Source organism: Rhodobacteraceae bacterium S2214 (assembly GCA_025141675.1).
GTDB lineage: Bacteria > Pseudomonadota > Alphaproteobacteria > Rhodobacterales > Rhodobacteraceae > Yoonia.
Genome location: CP081161.1, coordinates 290,564 through 311,232, shown reverse-complemented (window position 1 = coordinate 311,232; position 20,669 = coordinate 290,564). Strand labels below are relative to the sequence as shown.

Sequence of the window (20,669 nt, the reverse complement as noted above, 5' to 3'; positions counted from 1 at the left end):
ATGACTCTGCCGCTGAAAGATCAATTCGTCTTGCCTGAGGGCATGATTTATCTTGATGGGAATTCTCTTGGCCCTTTGCCCAAAGCGGTGAATGCGCGGCTGCAGGCTGCCGTGACTGATGAATGGGGCCAACATTTGATCAAGGCGTGGAACGTCGATGACTGGATGGGACAACCGATGCGTGTCGGGAACATGGTCGGTCGTTTGATCGGTGCACCGGAAGCATCCGTTACTATGGGCGATACCCTGTCGGTCAAGGTCTATCAGGCGTTGTCGGCTGCGCTTGAAATGCGGCCGGATCGCAAGGTGATCCTGTCCGACAGTGGAAATTTCCCATCCGATTTGTATATGGCGCAAGGCCTGATTGCGCATCTTGGTAAGGGGCATGAACTACGGATCGTGGAACCTGAAGATGTGATGGACGCGCTAACCGATGACGTTGCCGTCGCGATGATCACGCAGGTGGATTATCGGACGGGACGTCTGCACGATATGGCGTCAATGACGACCAAGGCGCACGATGTGGGTGCCGTGATGCTGTGGGACCTTGCGCATAGTGCAGGGGCCTTGCCTGTTGATGTCGCCGGATGTGGCTGCGAATTCGCCGTTGGTTGTACCTACAAATACCTGAATGGTGGACCGGGTGCGCCCGCGTTTATCTATGCGCGTCCTGATATCGTTGGTGATATTTCTCCAGCCCTTTCAGGTTGGCTAGGCCACGACGCGCCTTTTGCGTTTGAACCTGATTATCGTCCCGCAATGGGGATTGAACGCATGCGTGTTGGAACCCCACCTGTGCTGCAAATGACTGCGTTAGAGACTGCTTTGGCGGTTTGGGACAATGTCGATATGAATGATCTGCGGGCCGCATCCATCGCGTTGTGTGATCAGTTCATTGAAGAGATTGAGGCGCGTTGCCCTGACCTGACGCTGGTCAGCCCACGGGATGGGACACAACGCGGCAGTCAGGTGTCGTTTGCGTTTGAGCATGGTTATGCCGCGATGCAGGCGGTGATTGCGCAGGGCGTCATCGGTGATTTCCGTGCGCCTAATATTATGCGTTTCGGGTTTACGCCGCTTTACATTGATGCGGACGATGTGACCGGCGCCGTAGATGTTATTGCCGATGTGATGACCAATCGGCTGTGGGATGATCCCAAGTTCAAACAAACCAGTCGGGTGACATAAATGGATCGCGCGGATATTGTGCATGACGCATTTATGGCGCGTCTCGCGTCAGGTGATTTTCCGGACGGCGCGGTCCCTGAAGGTCCCTTGTCCAATGCAGAGGCGCTGGCGATTTTTGAGGCGCAGTGCCTAAGCCGCAATCTTGATCGCAGGTCTCGCAAAATGCAGGCGGTGGGCGAAGGATTTTATACAATCGGATCATCCGGCCATGAAGGGATGGCTGCAGTCGCGTCTGCCTTGCGTCCAGATGACATGGCGTTTCTGCATTACCGCGATGGTGCGTTCCAGACACGTCGGTCCGCCCAGGTCGGCGTCGATGCGACCCGCGACATGCTGCTCAGCTTTGCGACATCCACTGATGACCCGATTTCGGGCGGTCGGCATAAGGTGCTGGGATCGCGTGCAATGAATATTCCGCCACAGACATCCACCATCGCCAGCCATTTGCCGAAGGCAGTTGGTGCCGCCTATTCGGTCGGGATGTGTCAGCGGCATACGCCTGTGCAGCAATCGATCCCAGAGGATGGCTTGGTGATGTGTTCGTTTGGCGATGCGTCGTCGAACCATTCCACCGCCCAAGGGGCGATTAACACTGCCTGCTGGACGTCCTATCAATCGGTGCCCTTGCCGCTTTTGTTCGTGTGCGAAGACAATGGCATCGGGATTTCAACGCGCACGCCGCAGGGCTGGGTCCATGCGAATTTTGCGCAAAAACCGGGGCTGAAGTACTTTCACGCCAGTGGTCTTGATCTGTTCGAAACCTATCGTGTCGCGGCAGAAGCAGCGGCCTACGTCCGTACCCGCAAAAAACCGGCTTTCCTGCATTTGTCCCTTGTTAGGCTCTATGGTCATGCAGGTTCAGACATGCAGCAAAGCTATTTGCCTAAGACCGTCTTTGAAAGTTGGGAAGGCGACGATCCTTTGCTGCATTCCGCACGTTTGTTGATTGCGGCAGGGGCTGCTACGGCGGATGAGGTTGCCGCGATTTACACGCAGACCGAAGACAATTGCGCACGCGTCGCGGCTGAGGTGATCACCCGACCGCGTTTGCAAAATGCCGCCCAAGTCATGGACAGCATAGTGCCGCCAAAACGCGATCTGCCTGCGACCAACGGTCCGTCGACAGACGCGAGAGGCGCTGCGTTCGGATCTGATTTGAAACAGATGACCCAACCGCAGCCGATGTCGAAACTGCTGAATTGGGCTTTGACCGATCTGATGCTTGCGCATGGCGACATTGCGATGATGGGCGAAGATATCGGCGCAAAGGGTGGCGTTTACGGCGTCACGCAAAAGCTGTCCGCGCGGTTCGGGCGTGACCGGATGATCGACACGTTGCTTGATGAGCAATCCATCCTCGGGCTGGCGATTGGCATGGCGCATAACGGCTTTACCCCGATGCCGGAAATCCAGTTCTTGGCGTATCTGCACAACGCCGAAGACCAAATTAGGGGCGAGGCTGCGACGCTGTCGTTCTTTTCCAACGGTCAGTTCACGAACCCGATGGTCGTCCGGATCGCGGGGTTAGGGTATCAGAAGGGCTTTGGCGGGCATTTCCATAACGACAATTCACTGGCTGTGCTGCGCGATATTCCGGGCGTGGTCGTGGCGGTGCCAAGCCGTGGCGACGATGCCGTCAAGATGCTGCGCGAATGTGTGCGGCTTGCACGCGAAGAACAGCGCGTTGTGGTGTTTGTAGAGCCTATTGCGCTGTATCCGATGCGTGATCTGCACGAAAAAGTCGACAAAGGCTGGATGCAGACCTATCCGGCGGTGGATGAAACCATTGCGCTGGGTCGCGTTGGCGTAACAGGCGACGGGCCTGTCGCGATTGTGACCTACGGCAACGGTCATTACCTTAGCCAGCAGGCTGCGGCTGACTTGGCAGACAAGGGAATTGCCACGCGGATCGTTGATTTGCGGTGGATTTCGCCTTTGCCAGAGACTGATTTGATCGCAGCGCTTGCAGGTGCAGAACGCGTGCTGGTGGTCGATGAATGCCGGAAATCGGGCAACGTGGGCGAAGGCGTCGTGACGCTTTTGACTGAGCAGACCGATTTGCCCGTGAAACTGCTTGCCGCCGATGAAAGCTTTATCGCAACGGGGCCTGCCTATGCGGCCACGATGCCATCCAAGGACAGCATCGTGACGGCGGTTCTTAACGGCTAGATTGCGCCTGATATGGACCTGCCGGGATGACCTTGGCGGGCACCATTTTACCCAGAACATCGACCTCGACTGCGGTGCCTTCTGCGGCATATGCAGTCTCTACAAAGGCATATGCGATGTTCAGGCCGGTCCGGTAACCCCAATCACCCGATGTGACGGTGCCTACGACTTTGCCGTCGATCATGACCGAAGATCCACCATGCGCAGCCGCATCTGTGCTATCAAGCGCCATGGAGACGAGCAGGTGTTTCGGGTCGCCCTTCTTTTCGAGCGCGGCTTTGCCGACGAAGTCTTCTTTGTCCATTTTAATGAAACGGTTCAGGTTCGTTTCGAACGGGTCGAATTCGGTCAGAATGTCGGCTTTCCAATGCAGATACCCCATTTCCATCCGCATGGAATCGACCGCTTTTGCACCGAAAATTTTCATGCCATGAGCCTTGCCCGCTTCACGAAGCGTCAAATACGCACCGTAAAGAGACGCGTTCGGGATGTGCAATTCGTATGCGGTTTCGCCAGAGAAACTGACCCGCATCACGGTCGCTGGCGCGATCCCGATGTAAGCCTCGCGCACGGCGAGGAATTTGAACGCCTCGTTTGACCAATCGCCACGGCTGACCGACGACAGAACATCGCGGGCCTTTGGACCAGCAATGATCAGGATGGTTTGATCGTTCGTCAGGGATTTGATCTGCACGTCCTCGTCATCGCGAATGTGCTGCTGCAACCAATCCATGTCGTGCAATTCTGACGCGGCGGCTGAACCGTACCAAACCCGGTCAGGTCCACGATCTGACGCAGGAATGTTCGCGATTGTGGCTTCCGCTTTGACGTTGCCGTGGTGGTTGAGCAGATAGATCAGACCCATACGGCCCGGTTTGCGTGGCACGGTGCTACATGACATCCGGTTCAGGAAATTGCTTGCGTCTGCACCTGTCAGTTCGAACCGGTTGAACCCGTTAACTTCGCAGATGCCAACGCTGGTTTGAACTGCTTTGACTTCTTCGCCAACGGCATCGAAGCTTTCGTCGAACTTGAAGGTGTGGGTGTGGTGGAAATCCGCTGATGGTTTGATGTAATCCACCCGTTCCCAGCCATTTACGATGGTGAATTCTGCGCCTTCAGCCGCCATAACTGGGGTCAAAGGCGTCGTTTTGGCATTACGCCCAGCCGGACGGTGTTCGTTGGGGAAATGGAAGCGGAATTCGTTTTGGTAATCTTCGATGGCTTTTAGCGCGGTCAGTTCGACGTTCGTGTGTTCGCCGAAACGACGCGGATCGATGCACCATGTGTCATAAACCGCTTCGCCATGGACGATCTGTTGGGCCAGCAGCCAGCCGTGACCGCCGCCTTCACCAAGCCCCGCCCGCAGACCGATGCAGCAGAACGCGTTGCGCTTGCCGGGGATCGGTCCCACAAGCGGTGCGCCGTCGATGGTGTAGGTGATCGGGCCGTTCACGACATTCTTGATGCCGACTTCCATCAGGACAGGCATCCGTTCAAACGCGCCCTCCAAAACGTCGGTAATCCGGTCGAGGTCGTCGGGGCAAAGCGCATTCACAAAATGCGGATCGATGCCGTCCATGCCCCACGTTTTACAGCCCTGTTCGTAGAAACCGATCAAGAGGCCGTTCTTTTCCTGACGACTGTAGTAATCGCTGATCGGGCAACGCAGCAGCGGCATACGCTTGTCGGATTCGACAATCGCGGGGATGTCTTCGGTGACAAAGTATTGGTGTTCCATCGACGCAACAGGATGTTCAACACCCATCATCGCGCCGACTTCGTTCACGCGGTAACCACATGCGTTCACCACGATTTCACAGTCGATATCGCCATGTTCGGTGTGGACCGTCCAGCTGTCATCTTTGTGCTGCGTCAGGCCAGTCACAGGAGTGTTGCGATATACCTCGGCCCCCGCTTTGCGGGCGCGCCGTGCAAGCGCTTGGCAAAGCGATGCCGGATCAATGTCACCGTCGTTGCCATCCCACAGACCACCCAACAGGTTGTCAGTCGAAATCAGCGGATGGCGGCGCGCGCATTCCTCGGCATCGAGGATTTCGAATTCAACGCCCATCCCACGCGCCATAGACGCAAAGTGCCGGTAGCCGTCCATCTGCGCCTCTGTATTTGCCAAGCGGATGCCGCCGTCACCGTGGTTGTATTGTACCGGATAGTCGGCATCGTCGCGCAGTTCTTTATAAAGATTGATCGAATGGGTCTTCAGGCCAACCATGGTCTGATTGCCGCCAAAGTTCGTGACCTGTGCTGCGGAATGCCACGTCGTGCCGGATGTCAGTTCATTGCGTTCGACCAAGACAACATCGGACCAGCCTTCTTGGGTCAGGTGATAAAGAGTTGAGCACCCTGCAATACCACCGCCAATAACGACAACCTTTGTTTGCGACTTCATGTGACAGTTCCCTTGTGTGTTTAAACCCAATGACAGCGAAACATAGGCAGTGGTCAAATGGAATTTTCAGCGTTCTATTTTTGTCGAACGGGGCGTCAAGGAATCCGGAAAACGAGAGAAAGGTTTTGCTTTATCGTAGCTGAGGCATTTCAGTTTTTGTCAGGCAGCAAAGGAACGATGATGTCAGACAAACCGCGGCGGTCAGGACGTAATGCAAGGCTTGCGAAACGCGCAGCGCCGCCGACGGTGAATCCGGCACCTCCGGGGCAGCGGGGAGGCCAGTATCGTCCGTTGTCCGAGACTGATTTGCGTCAGGTTTACGATACAGCGCTGCGGTTGTTGGCAGAGCTTGGAATGGGCGAGGTGCCCGATCGGTTGCGTGCCGACCTATTAGGTGCAGGCGCACAATTCCGCGACGATGGGCGTGTTGTTTTCCCAAAGGCATTGGTCGAAGATTGTATCGCAAAGGCTGCTAAAAAGTTCACGCTGCATGGTCGCGATCCGGATCGGTCAATCGAGGTAGGCGGTGACAAGGTTTATTTTGGTACTGGTGGCGCGGCGGTGAATACGCTGGATCTGGACACGGGGCTTTACCGGCCGTCGACGCTGCGTGATTTACATGATTTTACGCGTCTGCAGGATCAACTTGATAACGTCGCATGGTTCACGCGGTGTTGTATCGCGACGGACGTCCCCGACAATTTCGATTTGGACGTCAACACGGCATACGCATTGCTGCGCAATACGACGAAACCGACGGCGACTGCGTTCACGATAGCGGAACATGTCGATCCCATCGTGCGTATGTTCGATATTGCGGCAGGCGGCGAAGGGGCCTTTGCCAAGCGACCGTTTGTGAAATGCCATATCTCACCGGTTATTTCGCCGATGCGATTTGGTGATGATGCTGTGGATGTCGTCTATAAGTGTATCGAACATAACATTCCGATGTCGTGTATTACGGCCGCCCAAGCAGGGGCGACGGCACCGGCCACGATGGCGGGTTTCCTTGCGCAGTCTTTAGCCGAGACGCTTGCGAGCCTTGTTATGGTGAACGTTATTGCGCCGGGATATCCGATGGTGTTTTCGAATTGGCCGTTGGTGATTGATCTGCGCAGCGGGGCCTTTGCAGGCGGTGGCGGGGAAACGACGTTATTGAACGCGGCCTCTGCCCAGTTATCGAATTGGTTGGGGCTCCCGTCCGGTGTGGCTGCGTCGATGACGGATGCGAAAGGGATCGATGCGCAATACGGGGTCGAAAAAGGCATGACGTCATTGGCGGCGGCGCTGGCTGGTGGAAACCTGATTTACGAAAGCTCAGGTATGACCGCCGCGTTGTTGGGGGCAAGTTTCGAAGCGTTCATTCTGGATGACGAAATGCACGCGATGACATATCGGGCGCTGCGCGGTGTTGAAGTGACCGAAGATAATCTGGGGTTCAACGCGATTTGCGGCGCTATCTTGGGTGACGGGCATTTCCTTGGTGCGGATCATACGTATCAAGCGATGGAACGTGACTATCATTACCCAAAGTTCGCTGACCGCACCCAGCCGCAAGTTTGGGCAGATGCTGGCGCTGAGTCTGCATGGGACAGGGCCAATGCGCGGGCAAAGCACGTTTTGGGTGAAGACGGCCCGCTATATCTGACGACAGACCAAGATCGGGCTATCCGAGAACAGTTCCATATTCTGCACCATTAGCGATAAGTCGCCGATGTGCCGAAAAATTTGACGTTATGGATCGCTGATCTTTTGTCGAATCATTTTCGCTTTGTCATCTGATTGACAATTGATGCTGCGATGCAGAATTGTGGTTCTGGGTTTGAGTTCATCTTTCAAAAATTCACCGCGGAACCAGTTTTTTTATTATAGAATAGTCCCTTAAAGATTTAGGAAATCGGTCTTTGTCGGTGTCGTTTCGCGAATTTTTAGAAACCGGATCAATCAATTCCACTTAAGAGCGATTGCAAATTAATTTCAAAAACATTTAGCATGATTAACAACACTTAAGGGTTGGACTGGTAGTTTTTGCAATATTGCCATACGCTTAAGGGGTATGCACAACCACCATTTGCTAAATTTGTTACGCTTCGTTAATACCCAAACGTAGTCTATAAGAGAAATAGAAATTTTTACGTACTACTAGTTCAGTTCCCGGGGGACACTGTGAAGCATCAACCAGTCGAAGAGTTTGCAGTTACTCCACGTGCCTCCAATGCGTCCGCAGCATTATCGCCATGCCGTTCGCGCACTGTTGACCCGGGTTTTGTTTACACGACAACGAAACGTGCCTTTGATATAGTAATGTGCGTTCTACTGGCACCAGTGATGCTTCTATCAGCAGTTGCACTTTTGGTTCTGAACCCGTTCAAAAACAAGGGCCCATTGTTTTATGTCCAAACCCGTATGGGCAAGGACTGCGTACCGTTCCGCGCTATTAAGTTCCGCAGTATGACTTGTGCACCTGTGATCGAGCGCGGCGCAAACGACCCGCTTGAAACGCACCGGATCACGAAACTTGGCAACTTTCTTCGTAAGTCCCGTTTGGATGAGGTCCCGCAAATTATCAACGTCCTTAACGGCGACATGAGTTTGGTTGGGCCACGTCCCGACTTTATTGATCATGCGAATGAATACGTTGAAACGATCCCCGGCTATAAAGAACGGCATGCTGTCCGTCCGGGCATTAGCGGGTATGCCCAGACTGAAGTCGGTTATGTCGAAAGTACAGAGGGTACGCGCAACAAAGTTGCCGCTGACCTCCACTACATCCAGAATAGATCGCTTGGTTTGGAAGCATGGATTGTGTGTCGGACGATGCAAACCGTTCTGCGCCGTGGCGGTGCGTGATCTGCCGCCTAGCAGGATTGAATTCCCATCTTGATAATGTCTGACCCGCGAAAGCGATAGACATCGACAATTTCGAAACGCCCTGTCTTCATATACCAATCTTTGAGAACTGCTGGGTAGTGCTCTGCCATGACCTTTGATGCTTGTTCGAAAAGCGCCGGTTCAAGCGGGCGTCCGTAAGAACTGGGTCCGTGACAACCAAATTTCGTTGATGGTGAAACGCAAGTTTGCGGTAAGCCTAGAAGCATAGTGCAGTCAAATAGCAGATGTTGCCCGTGATCTTCACGCTTTGCCCAGTTCGGCGCAATTGCTGCAATTCAGCGATGCGATCAAGTAGCAAGCCGCCGCGGTCATTGGAAATCTCGACATAGGTGCCGGTCACGGGCGTTGATTACGGTTGCGCTGACGCAGTCGAACCCATGATGATGGCCGCAAACGCGAATTTCAGTATGTCAAAGACCCGCGCCTTGGCATTGTAAAGGTGTTGCATTGATCACTCCTCGATATGAACGACCTTGGTTTGGTCGAACGTTTCACCGGGGACGAATTGATCATATTATTCTTAATCAGCTATTTCTGAGTGCTGGCTAAGTATTTGGCATTTTAATGGGATATTTCAATCAAGAAGGGCCGCAGTCGAAACTGCGGCCCTTCCAAAACCTAGTCTAAATTCGTATCGAATTTAGTTTGTGCCGCTTGTACCGCCGCTGTCACCGCCACCGGCGATCGCGCCGATTGCAATGATTGCGCCAAGGCCAAGTGCGAGCGGGCCGGCTGCGCCGAGAGCCGCACCAGCAAGTGGTGTGAAGCCAGTAACCGCTACAGGAGCTGTTGCTGTAGCTGCGCCAGCTGCTGCTGGTGCAGCAGGCTCAACGGCTTGAGCGAATGCAGGGGCTGCCGCAACTGTCAGTGCGATAGCTGAAAGAATAACTTTAGTGTCCATTGGGTTCTCCAGATTTTCCTAGCATCGCATACCATGTTACAAACGCGATTCAAAGCCTTAGAGTGCTTGTTTTTATGGAAAATGCCGATTAGGACACGGGGAATTGCAGGTGTTTCAGCACCCACGAAGTTCCCCGTAGTTTTTGCGGGGAAATTGGCATAGTTTGCCGAGATAGAAGAAATATGTGTGGCCAGTTGATATTGCTGCCGCCTAGCCGAACTGAGAAGCGGATAAGTCATTGGATCAAAAGCGTTTTGTTGAAGATGTCGATGACGACACAATTGATTTGTTTGCGCTGCTACGGACGGTTTGGCTTGGTAAGTGGATCATCGCGCTATTTTTCGTTATTGCTGCTGGTATTGGCGTATACGTCGCGTATTTTGCATCAACTCCGATTTACAGGTCCACAGCTGTTGTAATTCTGGAAACGAATCAACAGTCACCTGTGCTTGATTTGCAGAGCGTGGTAAGCGGTGCGTCGGGCGATTCAACGGAAGTTAAATCTGAAATTGAAGTTCTGCGCGCGCGCAGCCTGATGGAATTGGTCGTCAATCGTATGGATTTGACGAATGATCCGGAATTTAATGCGTCGTTGCGACCTGAGACCAAGATTGATCAATGGAAATCCACTGCGATCGAGTCCGTAAAAGGAGCCATTGGATCTGTCACGGGCGCTGATTTGTCGGGCGCTGAACCCGAAGTTGTTCCTGTCGATGTTGCAAACCAGCGCGCCCTCGATTCAGCGGTTGATATTCTGCTTGGCAAGACGTCTGTGCAGAACGTGAACGGTTCTCTTGTGTTTCGAATTACTGCGGAATCCGAAAGCGCCATTAAGGCCGCGAAAATTGCTGATACAATTGTAGAATTGTACATCATCAATCAGGTCAATGTGAAATTCGAAGCGATGGAGCAAGCTACCGCTTGGCTAAGTAATCGCGTTTCCGAATTGAAGATTGAACTTGAGGATGCGGAAGGTGCTATTGCAGATTTCAACGCTGGCACTGATTTGGTGTCTCTCGAAATCATTAAAGATTCTGAATTAGAACTCAATGACTTACGCCAACGTTCAGCGGATGCCCGCGAAACATTAAGCGAATTTGAAATCGCATTGGACGCATTCGAATCCGCGACGAGCATCGTAGAAAAAGTCGCCGTTTCGAATGACCCGCAATTGCGTCGGCTGTCCGACACCGTGGCGTCCGACCCACGCAGCGTTGCGGCGTTTGATGTCCGTTTTGCATCGCTGCTTTTGCGCGCCGAACAGAACGTCGAAAGCGCTGAATTGCAGGTCACGGCGTTGGATAACGCGGAACAAGAATTGGAAGCGCGGATCGCGACGCAAAGCCGTGATCTGATCGCACTTCAGCAATTAACCCGAGAAGCGGAAGCGACCCGTCTGCTTTACGAATATTTCCTGTCACGTTTGAAAGAAACCTCTGCCCAACAGGGTATCCAGCAAGCGGATAGTCGGATTCTTTCGGATGCGGTTATTCCGCGTAATCCGTCCGAACCTAAAAAGTCGCGGATCGTTGCGCTGTCCGGCATCCTTGGAATTATGTTGGGCGTTGGTGTTGTCTTGCTACGAGCAAGTCGTCGGAACGGGTTCCAAACCGCAAGTGATTTGGAAAAACACACTGGCGTCACCGTCGTGGGACAAATCCCGACAATCCCAGCCCGTCGCCGGATGAAAGTTCTGGATTATTTGATCTCGAAACCAGCTTCTGCGGCTGCCGAAGCCGTTCGTGATTTGCGTACGTCAATCATGTTGTCTGATCTTGATAACCCGCCAAAAGTGATTGTTTCGACGTCGTCCATCCCGGGTGAAGGTAAGACAACAAATTCATTGGCGTTGGCGCAAAACCTGTCTTCCATGGGTCAAAAAGTTCTTTTGATTGAAGGGGATATCCGCCGTCGCACGCTGAACCAATACTTCGATGCGAAACCAACCCATGGTATCGTTTCGGTTCTATCTGGTGACAAAGCTGTATCTGAAGTCGTGGAGCATTTCGAAGACAAAGGGTTCGACGTCATATTCGGGGAAAAGACCAGCGCGAACGCGGCTGATGTTTTCTCGTCTCGCCGCTTTAAAGACTTTATTGCGGAACAACGGGACAATTATGACATCATCATCATTGATACGCCGCCCGTTCTGATCGTTCCCGATTCACGGATCATCGCGCAGGTCGCTGATGCGACGCTGTTCTCTGTGAAATGGGACAGTACATCGCGGCCGCAAGTCGACGAATCCCTACGCCTGATTCAGAACGCGAACCAAAAGGTGACGGGATTGATCCTAAGCCAGGTCGATGCGGCTGGTATGAAGAAATACGGTTATGGCGGTAGTTATGGCGCATATGCTGGATACGGCGCGCAGTACTATTCCAACTAACTATATGCGAACGAGACCGTCTTGTGACTGGATCACAAGCACTGAAACGGTATATGTTCGCGCAGATTGCGACGCTGATACGTGTCCGAACGTTAAGATGAGGAGTACGCGGGTGCGTCTGATAGGAATGGCTGTGATTGCGTTGGCTTTAGCGGCCTGCGACTCTGTTTATCGGACACCTGACGTGATTGCAGGCGCTGGCCAAGGCACGAACGTGCGCGTTGTGCCTGTCACTGCCGAAACAGTCGTACAAGCTAATCGGTCGCCGTACACACCTGCGGCGCTGCCTGCGATCTTTTCGCAAACAGCTGGGTCAGGCGGTGCAATTCGCGGCGCTGGCGCTTTGCCGGATGCACCATTGCAGCCTGAAATTGCCCCAGAATCCTTGACCTTGCGTTTGCCGCCGGATGCGCCAGCGCAACCTTACCAGATTGGTGTGGGTGACGTTGTTTTGCTTTCTACGCCAACGCCGACCGGTGACACCGTTGCCGAATTGTCCGGCTTGCTGGCCGCACAAAACTCGCGCCAAGGTTACACTGTGCAAGACGACGGCACAATCAACATCCCGAACATTGGCCGGATTGATTTGGCTGGGCGGAGTATTGAAGACGCCGAGGCGCGGTTGTTCCAAGAATTGGTGCGTAATCAGGTTGATCCGAATTTCAGCCTTGAGATTGCAGAGTTTAATTCCCAGCGTGTTTCAATCGGCGGTTCTGTATCGAACCCGACGGTTGTCCCTGTGACGCTTGTCCCCCTGTATCTGGACGAAGCATTGGCGCGCGCTGGTGGGATCGCAGTCAGCGACATCGATTTTGCCTCTGTCCGCCTGTACCGCGACGGTAGTCTGTATCAAATCCCGCTCGCACAGCTTTACGCGAATAGCCAACTTACACGGACCCGTCTGCAAGATGGTGATGTGTTGTTCGTCGATTCCGAATTTGAACTGGATCGCGCCCAGCAGTATTTCGAACAGCAGCTTACCATCGCCAACGTGCGTCAAAGCAATCGGCAGTCAGCGTTGCAGGAACTTCAGCTTGAAATCGGTCTGCGTCGTGCCGATTTGACCGAAGCGCGCCAGAATTTCCAAACACGGATCGATCTGGGTGCGGACAACCGCGACTATGTCTATCTGGCCGGTGAAGTGGGTCAGCAATCCCGGTTCCCATTGCCGTATGAAAGCCGTGCGAGCCTTTCCGATGCACTGTTTGAAAATGGTGGGATCGCGTCATCAACAGGCGACGTGAGTCAAGTATACGTCCTGCGCGGGTCCACTCATCCGCGGGAATTTGGCGCTGTCACGGCGTGGAATCTTGACCTGCGCAATGCTGCTAACTTCACGTTGGCCGCGCAGTTTGAATTGCGCCCTGACGACACGATCTTTGTCGCGCAACAGCCTGTCACACGTTGGGATCGTGCGTTGTCGCAACTCATTCCGCAGATCATTAGCATTGGGACGCAGGTCACCAACTAGCAGCTCATTTTATGAAGTGCGTGCTTCGGATGGGTGATTGAACAATCCACCTATAGGAGCCGTATGGGGCTGTTTTGTAGTGACTAAGATCTCTTCAGTGGTCATTTCAAAGGCGGATTGATTGACAATATGAATGGTCAGTTCACTTATTTCGCGTGACGGCGTTAACCATATTCGGCTGCGACCTCGTAAAACTTAGGCTGTCGCTGTCCGACATGCATAAAGTGTATTAACGTGTTTCGATTTGCACGCTAAAGGTGAATCAGAGCAACGAATTACGGGAACAAACGGGATTAACCAAGCGTTTGTGTGGTGGGAATAAAGAGTTCCTATTCGACAGTTATCCTACAAGGACGAACAAATGGCGTCATCACAACAATCGAACCGCATGAAAGAACAGCAGACCGAAGAAGGGCCATCGCAAAACTTTGATCAGGAAACACGCGACAAAAGTACTGACGCATTGTTTTCCCTTTTGACTCATTTGAAACGTCGAGATGAAGAGACGGATTACTAGTCTCTTACGCTTTGCTTGAAGATCGAAAGCCTACGCAATCCCGGTACCTGCCCACGCAAAAACGCGCCCCGTGCTCTCCTGCGATTTTCCGCAGCAATGGCACGGGGCCTGACATTCAAATGGATGAACGCGCGCGTTTCCGTCGTCGAAAGACTTGAGAAAGGCGAAAACGGAACAGGTTCGTGCCAGTTTTATGCTACCAAATGGGTATGGATATACTGGCGAACCCCCACACCCCCCTTTCTGGCCTTGAAGACGTGCCTTGGCCAAGCAGCGACGCGGACCGTCCCATGGCATTGCTACAACGATGCCCTGCCGCTGCGATTACGCCTTTGGTATCGGTGCCCGAATTGGCGGCGATGACTGGCGTCGCACATGTGTCAGTCAAAGACGAACGGGCACGTATGGGCTTGGGCAGCTTCAAGGCGCTGGGCGCTGCCTATGTGATTGCCTGTGACGCAGAAGCGGGCACAGCAAAGGGACAAACATACGTCACAGCGAGCGCTGGCAACCACGGTCTGTCCGTGGCTGCAGGTGCTGCTGCATTCGGCGCAAAGGCGGTCGTGTATCTGTCGCAATCAGTTCCACAGGCTTTCGCAGACCGCCTAGCCGCAATGGGTGCTACGGTTGTGCGCCACGGCGACATCTACGAAGACAGCATGGCCGGTGCGCAAGCCGCAGCGATGGAAAAGGGGTGGACCCTTTTGTCGGATAGTTCGTGGGCGGGATATATGGATCGGCCACATCGGCTGATGGAAGGGTACCTGACCCTCATGGCCGAAGCTGTTGATCAAATGGATGCGCCACCGTCGCATATCTTTTTGCAAGCCGGTGTTGGCGGATTAGCGGTTGCTTGCGCGACGTATGCCCGCAAAGTGTGGGGTGGGTCGCCAAAGATCGTTGTTGTCGAACCGAACGCAGCACCTGCCATTCATGCGTCAATCGCAGCGGGATCCGCGCAGATTACGACCGGACCAGTGTCTAACATGGGGCGGTTGGACTGTAAGGAACCGTCGTTGATCGCGCTGAAAGGGCTTGCAATGGATGCGGATTTCTTTGTCTTGATTTCAGAGGATGAAGGTCAAAAAGGAGCGGATGTCGCAGCAACCTTGGGCCTGCCATCAACGCCATCCGGCGCTGCGGGCATTGCCTGTCTACTCGCCGCATCGGGTCATCAAGCGGAGCTTGGACTGACGCCTTCGTCTCATGTCCTATGCATTCTCAGTGAAGAGGCAACATGACGCCGCCGCGCGGTTTTAAACCTGCTGAATTTCAACGACGGGTCGCGGCGGCCCAGAACCTTATGGCACAAAACGGCATTGATGCGCTTCTGCTCACGACAGAACCGGATGTGCGGTATTTTACCGGATTCCTGACACGGTTTTGGGAAAGCCCCACGCGGCCGTGGTTTGTGGTGATACCGTCCAAAGGGGCACCGATCGCAGTTATCCCAGCGATTGGTGCGCATTTGATGGCGCTGACGTGGATTACGGATATCCGAACATGGCGTGCGCCCGATTACGATGATGACGGCATTGGCCTGCTTGTTGATACACTGGCAGAGTGTGCTCCGTCCGGCGGCCGGATTGCATTGCCAGATCAGATGGAAACACACGTGCGGATGCCTTTGGCCGCGCTGAAGGCCCTTGAACAGAGACTGCTTGACCGCGTCCTTGTCGGGGACAGCGCGATTGTGCGCAATTTGCGGATGATCAAGTCGGATGCCGAGATCGCGAAGATCGGGACCGCATGCCGGATTGCAGAACGTGCGTTTGATCGGGTGCATGAATTTGCGAAGATTGGTGTGCCATTGTCAGAAGTTTTTCGCGAATTCCAAGCCTTGTGTTTGCATGAAGGGGCCGATTGGGTGCCGTATCTTGCTGGCGCTGCGGGTCAGGGTGGCTATGGTGACGTGATTTCGCCGGCGTCTGATACGCCCTTGGCAGACGGTGATGTCCTCATGTTGGATACAGGCATGGTTTGGGAAGGATATTTCTGTGATTTTGATCGGAATTTTGCGGTCGGGGCGCCGAATGTCGATGTTAGGAACGCGCATGATCGTTTGATGGAAGCGATACAAGCGGGTGCCAGTTTGGCCCGTCCGGGTTCAACGATGGCAGACCTTTTTCACGCCATGAACGATGTGGTCAATCCTGGAAAAACAGGCTCTGACGCTGGACGTCTGGGGCATGGTTTGGGGATGCAGCTGACGGAATGGCCGTCGATTATAGCCGCGGATGAAACGGTGCTTGTACCGGGCATGGTGCTGACCCTTGAACCCGGAATCGTGATGCAGAACGACAAGATGATGGTCCATGAAGAGAACATCGTGATCACAGATGGCCCCGCACAATTTCTGTCAGATTTCCGACCGAACCAGATGAGAGTATTGTAATGGCATTACCGTACAAATTGGTCGAAACAGGTCGAAAGTGCATCGGGTTAGCGGTTCTGCAAACCGACGAAACCTTGGAAAATGATATGCGGCGATTGTTGCCAGTTGATGTCGACGTCTATGTCTCGCGCGTGCCATCGGACACGACCGTTTCGTCCGATACATTGGCGGGCATGGCGCAGGTTTTAACGTCCGCCACCGCGCTTTTTCCACCAGGTTTAACGTTTGATGCGATTGGGTACGGGTGCACATCAGGAACGGCGGAGATCGGCCCTGCCAAGATCGCAAAATTCGTCCGCGCGGGTGCGCAAACGTCTGCAGTGACCGAACCGGTTTCTGCGTTAATCGCGGCATGCTACGGCCAAAGTATCACGCGTATCGGCCTGATTAGTCCCTATGTCGCTGAAGTGTCGGCCAAGCTGCGACAGGTGTTGGCGGTAAATGGGATCGCGGTCACCAGTTTTGCCAGTTTTGATGAACCGGAGGAACGAAACGTCGTTCGGATTGACCCTGCCGACATTCATGCTGCGGCTGTTGGTTTGCAGGGCGATTTTGATGCCATCTTCTTGTCTTGCACAAACCTACGGACGCTTGATGTGATCGGTCCTATTTCTGCTGAGATCGGAAAACCGGTCATGTCGAGCAATCAGGTACTTGCCGATCACTTGCTGGCGTTGATCGCGTAAAAGTCTATCTTTCGCTTGTTGAGACTCTTCTGGGTGGTCGCAGGCGGTATCGCTCCTATTTGCAGTCTATGGATGATCCAAGAAACAGATCGCGCGCTACCGCTGTTCCCGCGAGCCGCCTAAGCAGGTTGACGCGATTGGGGTCGATGACCGCTGGCGTTGTGGGCAATATGGCGATTGGTGGTGCTGCAAGCCTTGGTCGTGGACAACGCCCGTCCATGCGTGATTTGCTTTTGACGCCGCGCAATGTAGGCCGCGTCGCGGATGAATTGGCGAAAATGCGCGGTGCTGCGATGAAGATCGGGCAACTGGTGTCCATGGATACGGGTGACGTGCTTCCCCCCGAGTTATCGCAGATCATGGCGCGGTTGCGCGACGATGCCCATATCATGCCACCTGCCCAGCTGAAAAAGGTGCTGAACGCGCAGTGGCCTGATGGGTGGCTTCGTTCGTTTGCAAAATTCGATGTGCGTCCCATTGCGGCGGCGTCGATTGGTCAGGTGCATCGTGCGACGTTGAAAGATGGCCGCGATCTGGCGATCAAGGTGCAGTATCCGGGGGTGGCGCAAAGCATTGATAGCGATGTTGCGAATGTCGGCGCATTGATCCGGATGTCGGGGTTGTTGCCCAAGGGCTTCACGCTGGCACCCTACATTGATGAAGCGCGCAAGCAGCTGCACGAAGAAACCGACTACACCCGCGAAGGAGCCCAAATGATGCGCTTTCGAGGCCTGCTAAAAGATGACGGAACCTTCGCCGTGCCAGACTTACAGGACGATTGGTCGACGCCGCAGATTTTGGCGATGACGTATATGGATGGCGCAGCCATTGAGGATCTTGCCGATGCGCCGCAAACCGTACGCGACCAAGTTGCGACTGATCTGATTGGTTTGACGCTACGGGAATTGTTTGCCTTTGGATTGATGCAAACAGACCCTAACTTTGCGAATTACCGCTATGATCAGACATCCGGTCAGATTGTTTTGCTCGATTTCGGTGCGACGCGTGTGATTGGGGCTGAGATTGCCGATCTATATAGGCAACTGATCATTGCGGGGATCGCCCGAGATGCCGCAGAGATCAGACGCGTTGCGCTGGACATTGGATTTATTGACGGGACGACAAGACCGGAACATAATGATCGGATTCTAGCGATGATTGATCTGGTCTTCGCAGAACTTGCGTCGAAACTAGTGATCGATTTTGCCGATACGACGCTTTCACGAAAAATGCAGGCAGAGGGCATGAAATTGGCCGAAGACGGCTTTGTTCCGCCGCCATTGCCGATTGACGTGCTGTTCTTGCAGCGCAAATTTGCGGGGATGTTCCTGCTAGCCGCGCGGCTAAAAGCCGTTGTTGATGTTCGCAGCTTGATCGCACCCTATTTAGCCTAAATCGGTACGGCCACCAAACCCACGAAGTCCCCCATTTTCACCAGTCCAGGGACATGTCGTGCGGTCATAATACCAGCGCGCTGGGCATGGCAGATTGTTGGGGCCACACCCGTTCGATCAGCGGGCCAAATCCGCGCGATTGGTTGATCTATGGCGACGGGTTCCCCCAAATCGACAAGGTATTCGATCAACCCCGCATCGCGCGCGAATACGAAACATGTGTCGTCGGGCATATCGAGCTGAACGCTGTCGCTGATCTGCATCTCGCCTTGCAAAATACCAGTATGGATCAGTAGATTTTGGATGCCTTTGACCGCAATAGACACGCTTTTTGCAGTCGCCGTGCCTGCACCGCCTAGTTCTGTGGTCACGAAGATTTTGCCTTGGCTTTCCACTTCGGTGTCTAACATGCCGACATTATCGATCTCTAACATCCGGACCGAATAGGGAGCGTTAAACGCCTGCATCGCGGCCATACAAGCCGCTTCTTGGGTCTTGTCATCAAGGATATGAGCCGCAGCGAACGGCAGGAAATCAAGCGTGCGGCCCCCTGAATGAAAGTCCAAGACAACATCGGCTAATGGGACCAATTCCGTCGCAACGTAGTGACATATTTTCTGGGTGACGGTCCCGTCAGGTTTGCCCGGAAAACTGCGGTTCATATTCGCGTCGTCAATTGGGGAACACCGCGTTCCCGCCGCAAACGCGGGTTGGTTCATCATGGGTAGGATGATGACACGGCCTGTGATCGTTGCAGGGTCCAAGGACGCGGCGAGATTTTGTAGCGCAATGGGTCCTTCGTATTCGTCCCCGTGGTTCGCACCTGTCAAAAGCGCGGTTGGTCCGTCGCCATTTGCAACGACCGTGATCGGGATCATGACAGACCCCCACGCGCTGTCGTTGCGGCTGTACGGCAGTTTCAGAAACCCGTGATGGACCCCGTCTGCATCTAGCGGAATAGTTGGTGTGATCATGCTTTGACCCATAGAGAACGAGGTGTGTTGCACAGGCATTCGTGACCCGTTTGTGTGATGAGGATGGGTTCCGTGATTTCGAGCCCACCGTCATCAAGCCATAACGCGGGCATAAAGTGGAACGTCATGCCGGGTTCAAGGATTGTCGTGTCGCCGCGGCGGAATGAAATCGTGCGTTCCCCCCAATCAGGTGGATAACTGATCCCGATGGCATAACCACACCGACTGTCTTTTTCAAAACCGGCCTTATTCAGTGTCTGATTAAAGGCATTTGCGATGTCTTGCGCCTGATTGCCGGGTTTGGCTTGCGCCAGACCGGCTTCGATGGCGTCCAGTACGGCGGCCTCTGCATCACGATATTTCTGCGGGACTTCACCTAGAAAAAGCGTGCGGGACTGCGGGCATTGATACCTGCGATGTGCGCCCGCGATTTCGAAAAACGTCGCTTCGCCTTTTTGCATAGGACGGTCGTCCCACGTCAGATGTGGGGCGGTTGCATCCAGACCAGAAGGGGCCATCGGCACAATCGCGGGGTAGTCGCCCCAATGCCCATCGGCACCGCGGATCGCGGTTGCATAGATTTCGGCGATCAGTTCGTTCTTACGCAATCCCGGTTCCGCCAGTTCAAGGACCCGTTCATGCATGCTTTCGACGATCCGCGCGGCGCGACGCATATAGGTGATTTCCAGTTCTGACTTCACGGCGCGTTGCCAGTTCACCAGACCAGTTGCATCTGCGAAGGTGGCATTGGGAAGATGGGCGAGAAGAACAGTGTGCGCCTTGGCGGTGTAATAGTAATTGTCCATTTCGACACCAATACTGGCGTTTTGCAGGCCAAGCTCGGCCATCAATGTCGCAAGTTCCTGCATCGGGTGCTTTTCAGGGTTCTGCACAAACGTATCGTCGTAGCCTCTGATGTGATCTCCATGCGACATGAAAACAGTGCGCTGCGCCCCAACAGCATCCATCGCACGGCCCCACCAAACGGGATCGCCTTCCAACGTTAGGATCACGCCTTGGTGGACGTAAAAGGACCAACCATCGTAGCCCGTAAGCCACGCCATATTGGATGGGTCGGTGACAAAAATGGCCTCTAATCCGGCCTTTTCCATCGCTTTACGTACCTTGGTGATCCGTTGCCGATATTCTGTGGTGCTAAAGTTATCGTCTTGGTCGGTCATCGGGTTTCACGCTTTCGTAATAGGCTGACATGTTCAGGTTTGACCGTTTTGAACAACCTGACAAGTCTGCTACCGACCATATGCATGGCTAGTTTGTCGTGA

Annotated in this window: 15 protein-coding genes; 11 read left to right on the top strand and 4 right to left on the bottom strand. The window is 53.9% G+C overall.

All coding sequences use genetic code 11. The features are described 5' to 3' along the window. Both kynU and K3729_01420 read left to right on the top strand, forming a co-directional pair. The gene (gene kynU / locus K3729_01425) at positions 1-1,188 is read left to right on the top strand and encodes a kynureninase (GenBank protein UWQ99485.1); all 1,188 of its coding nucleotides are present in this window, start codon (positions 1-3) and stop codon (positions 1,186-1,188) included. Then, positions 1,189-3,357, top strand: coding sequence for an MFS transporter (locus tag K3729_01420; GenBank protein UWQ99484.1), 2,169 nt, complete (start codon positions 1,189-1,191; stop codon positions 3,355-3,357). It begins immediately after the preceding gene. On the opposite strand, the gene K3729_01415 is transcribed toward K3729_01420, so the two are convergent. Then, positions 3,347-5,767, bottom strand: coding sequence for an FAD-dependent oxidoreductase (locus K3729_01415; protein UWQ99483.1), 2,421 nt, complete (start codon positions 5,765-5,767; stop codon positions 3,347-3,349). The two genes, K3729_01420 and K3729_01415, sit on opposite strands and share 11 nt — an antisense overlap. 177 nt (positions 5,768-5,944) lie before the next feature. On the opposite strand from K3729_01415, the gene K3729_01410 reads away from it, so the two are divergent. Both K3729_01410 and K3729_01405 read left to right on the top strand, forming a co-directional pair. Further along, complete coding sequence (locus tag K3729_01410) at positions 5,945-7,468, top strand: trimethylamine methyltransferase family protein (protein UWQ99482.1); 1,524 nt, start codon at positions 5,945-5,947, stop codon at positions 7,466-7,468. Between the two features lie 603 nt (positions 7,469-8,071). Beyond that, on the top strand, positions 8,072-8,617 hold the full coding sequence (locus K3729_01405; protein ID UWQ99481.1) for a sugar transferase: 546 nt from the start codon (positions 8,072-8,074) through the stop codon (positions 8,615-8,617). 682 nt (positions 8,618-9,299) lie between these two features. Here the strand turns inward: K3729_01405 and K3729_01400 are convergent. Then, positions 9,300-9,560 carry a hypothetical protein gene (locus K3729_01400; protein UWQ99480.1) on the bottom strand — a complete coding sequence of 87 codons (261 nt, stop codon included), beginning with the start codon at positions 9,558-9,560 and terminating at the stop codon, positions 9,300-9,302. A 238-nt stretch (positions 9,561-9,798) separates the two neighbouring features. Here K3729_01400 and K3729_01395 point away from each other — a divergent pair, with 238 nt between their 5' ends. From K3729_01395 to K3729_01365, 7 genes are all read left to right on the top strand, one after another. Continuing rightward, complete coding sequence (locus K3729_01395; protein ID UWQ99479.1) at positions 9,799-11,949, top strand: polysaccharide biosynthesis tyrosine autokinase; 2,151 nt, start codon at positions 9,799-9,801, stop codon at positions 11,947-11,949. Between the two features lie 127 nt (positions 11,950-12,076). Next, positions 12,077-13,420 carry a polysaccharide biosynthesis/export family protein gene (locus K3729_01390; protein ID UWR00899.1) on the top strand — a complete coding sequence of 448 codons (1,344 nt, stop codon included), beginning with the start codon at positions 12,077-12,079 and terminating at the stop codon, positions 13,418-13,420. 361 nt (positions 13,421-13,781) lie between these two features. Beyond that, positions 13,782-13,937 (top strand): hypothetical protein, encoded by a 156-nt coding sequence (locus K3729_01385; GenBank protein UWQ99478.1) that lies wholly within the window; start codon positions 13,782-13,784, stop codon positions 13,935-13,937. A 209-nt stretch (positions 13,938-14,146) separates the two neighbouring features. After that, entirely contained in the window at positions 14,147-15,178 is a 1,032-nt protein-coding gene (locus K3729_01380) for a pyridoxal-phosphate dependent enzyme (protein ID UWR00898.1), read from the top strand. Further along, positions 15,175-16,332, top strand: coding sequence for a Xaa-Pro peptidase family protein (locus tag K3729_01375; protein UWQ99477.1), 1,158 nt, complete (start codon positions 15,175-15,177; stop codon positions 16,330-16,332). Before K3729_01380 ends, K3729_01375 begins: the two co-directional genes overlap by 4 nt. Beyond that, on the top strand, positions 16,332-17,018 hold the full coding sequence (locus K3729_01370; protein ID UWQ99476.1) for an Asp/Glu racemase: 687 nt from the start codon (positions 16,332-16,334) through the stop codon (positions 17,016-17,018). The genes K3729_01375 and K3729_01370 overlap by 1 nt, the downstream gene beginning before the upstream one ends. Before the next feature lie 68 nt (positions 17,019-17,086). Further along, complete coding sequence (locus K3729_01365; GenBank protein ID UWQ99475.1) at positions 17,087-18,412, top strand: AarF/ABC1/UbiB kinase family protein; 1,326 nt, start codon at positions 17,087-17,089, stop codon at positions 18,410-18,412. On the opposite strand, the gene doeB is transcribed toward K3729_01365, so the two are convergent. Continuing rightward, positions 18,409-19,398 carry a N(2)-acetyl-L-2,4-diaminobutanoate deacetylase DoeB gene (gene doeB, locus K3729_01360; GenBank protein UWR00897.1) on the bottom strand — a complete coding sequence of 330 codons (990 nt, stop codon included), beginning with the start codon at positions 19,396-19,398 and terminating at the stop codon, positions 18,409-18,411. The genes K3729_01365 and doeB overlap by 4 nt on opposite strands. Next, positions 19,383-20,567 (bottom strand): ectoine hydrolase DoeA, encoded by a 1,185-nt coding sequence (gene doeA, locus K3729_01355; protein ID UWQ99474.1) that lies wholly within the window; start codon positions 20,565-20,567, stop codon positions 19,383-19,385. Before doeA ends, doeB begins: the two co-directional genes overlap by 16 nt. Between the last annotated feature and the right edge of the window lie 102 nt (positions 20,568-20,669).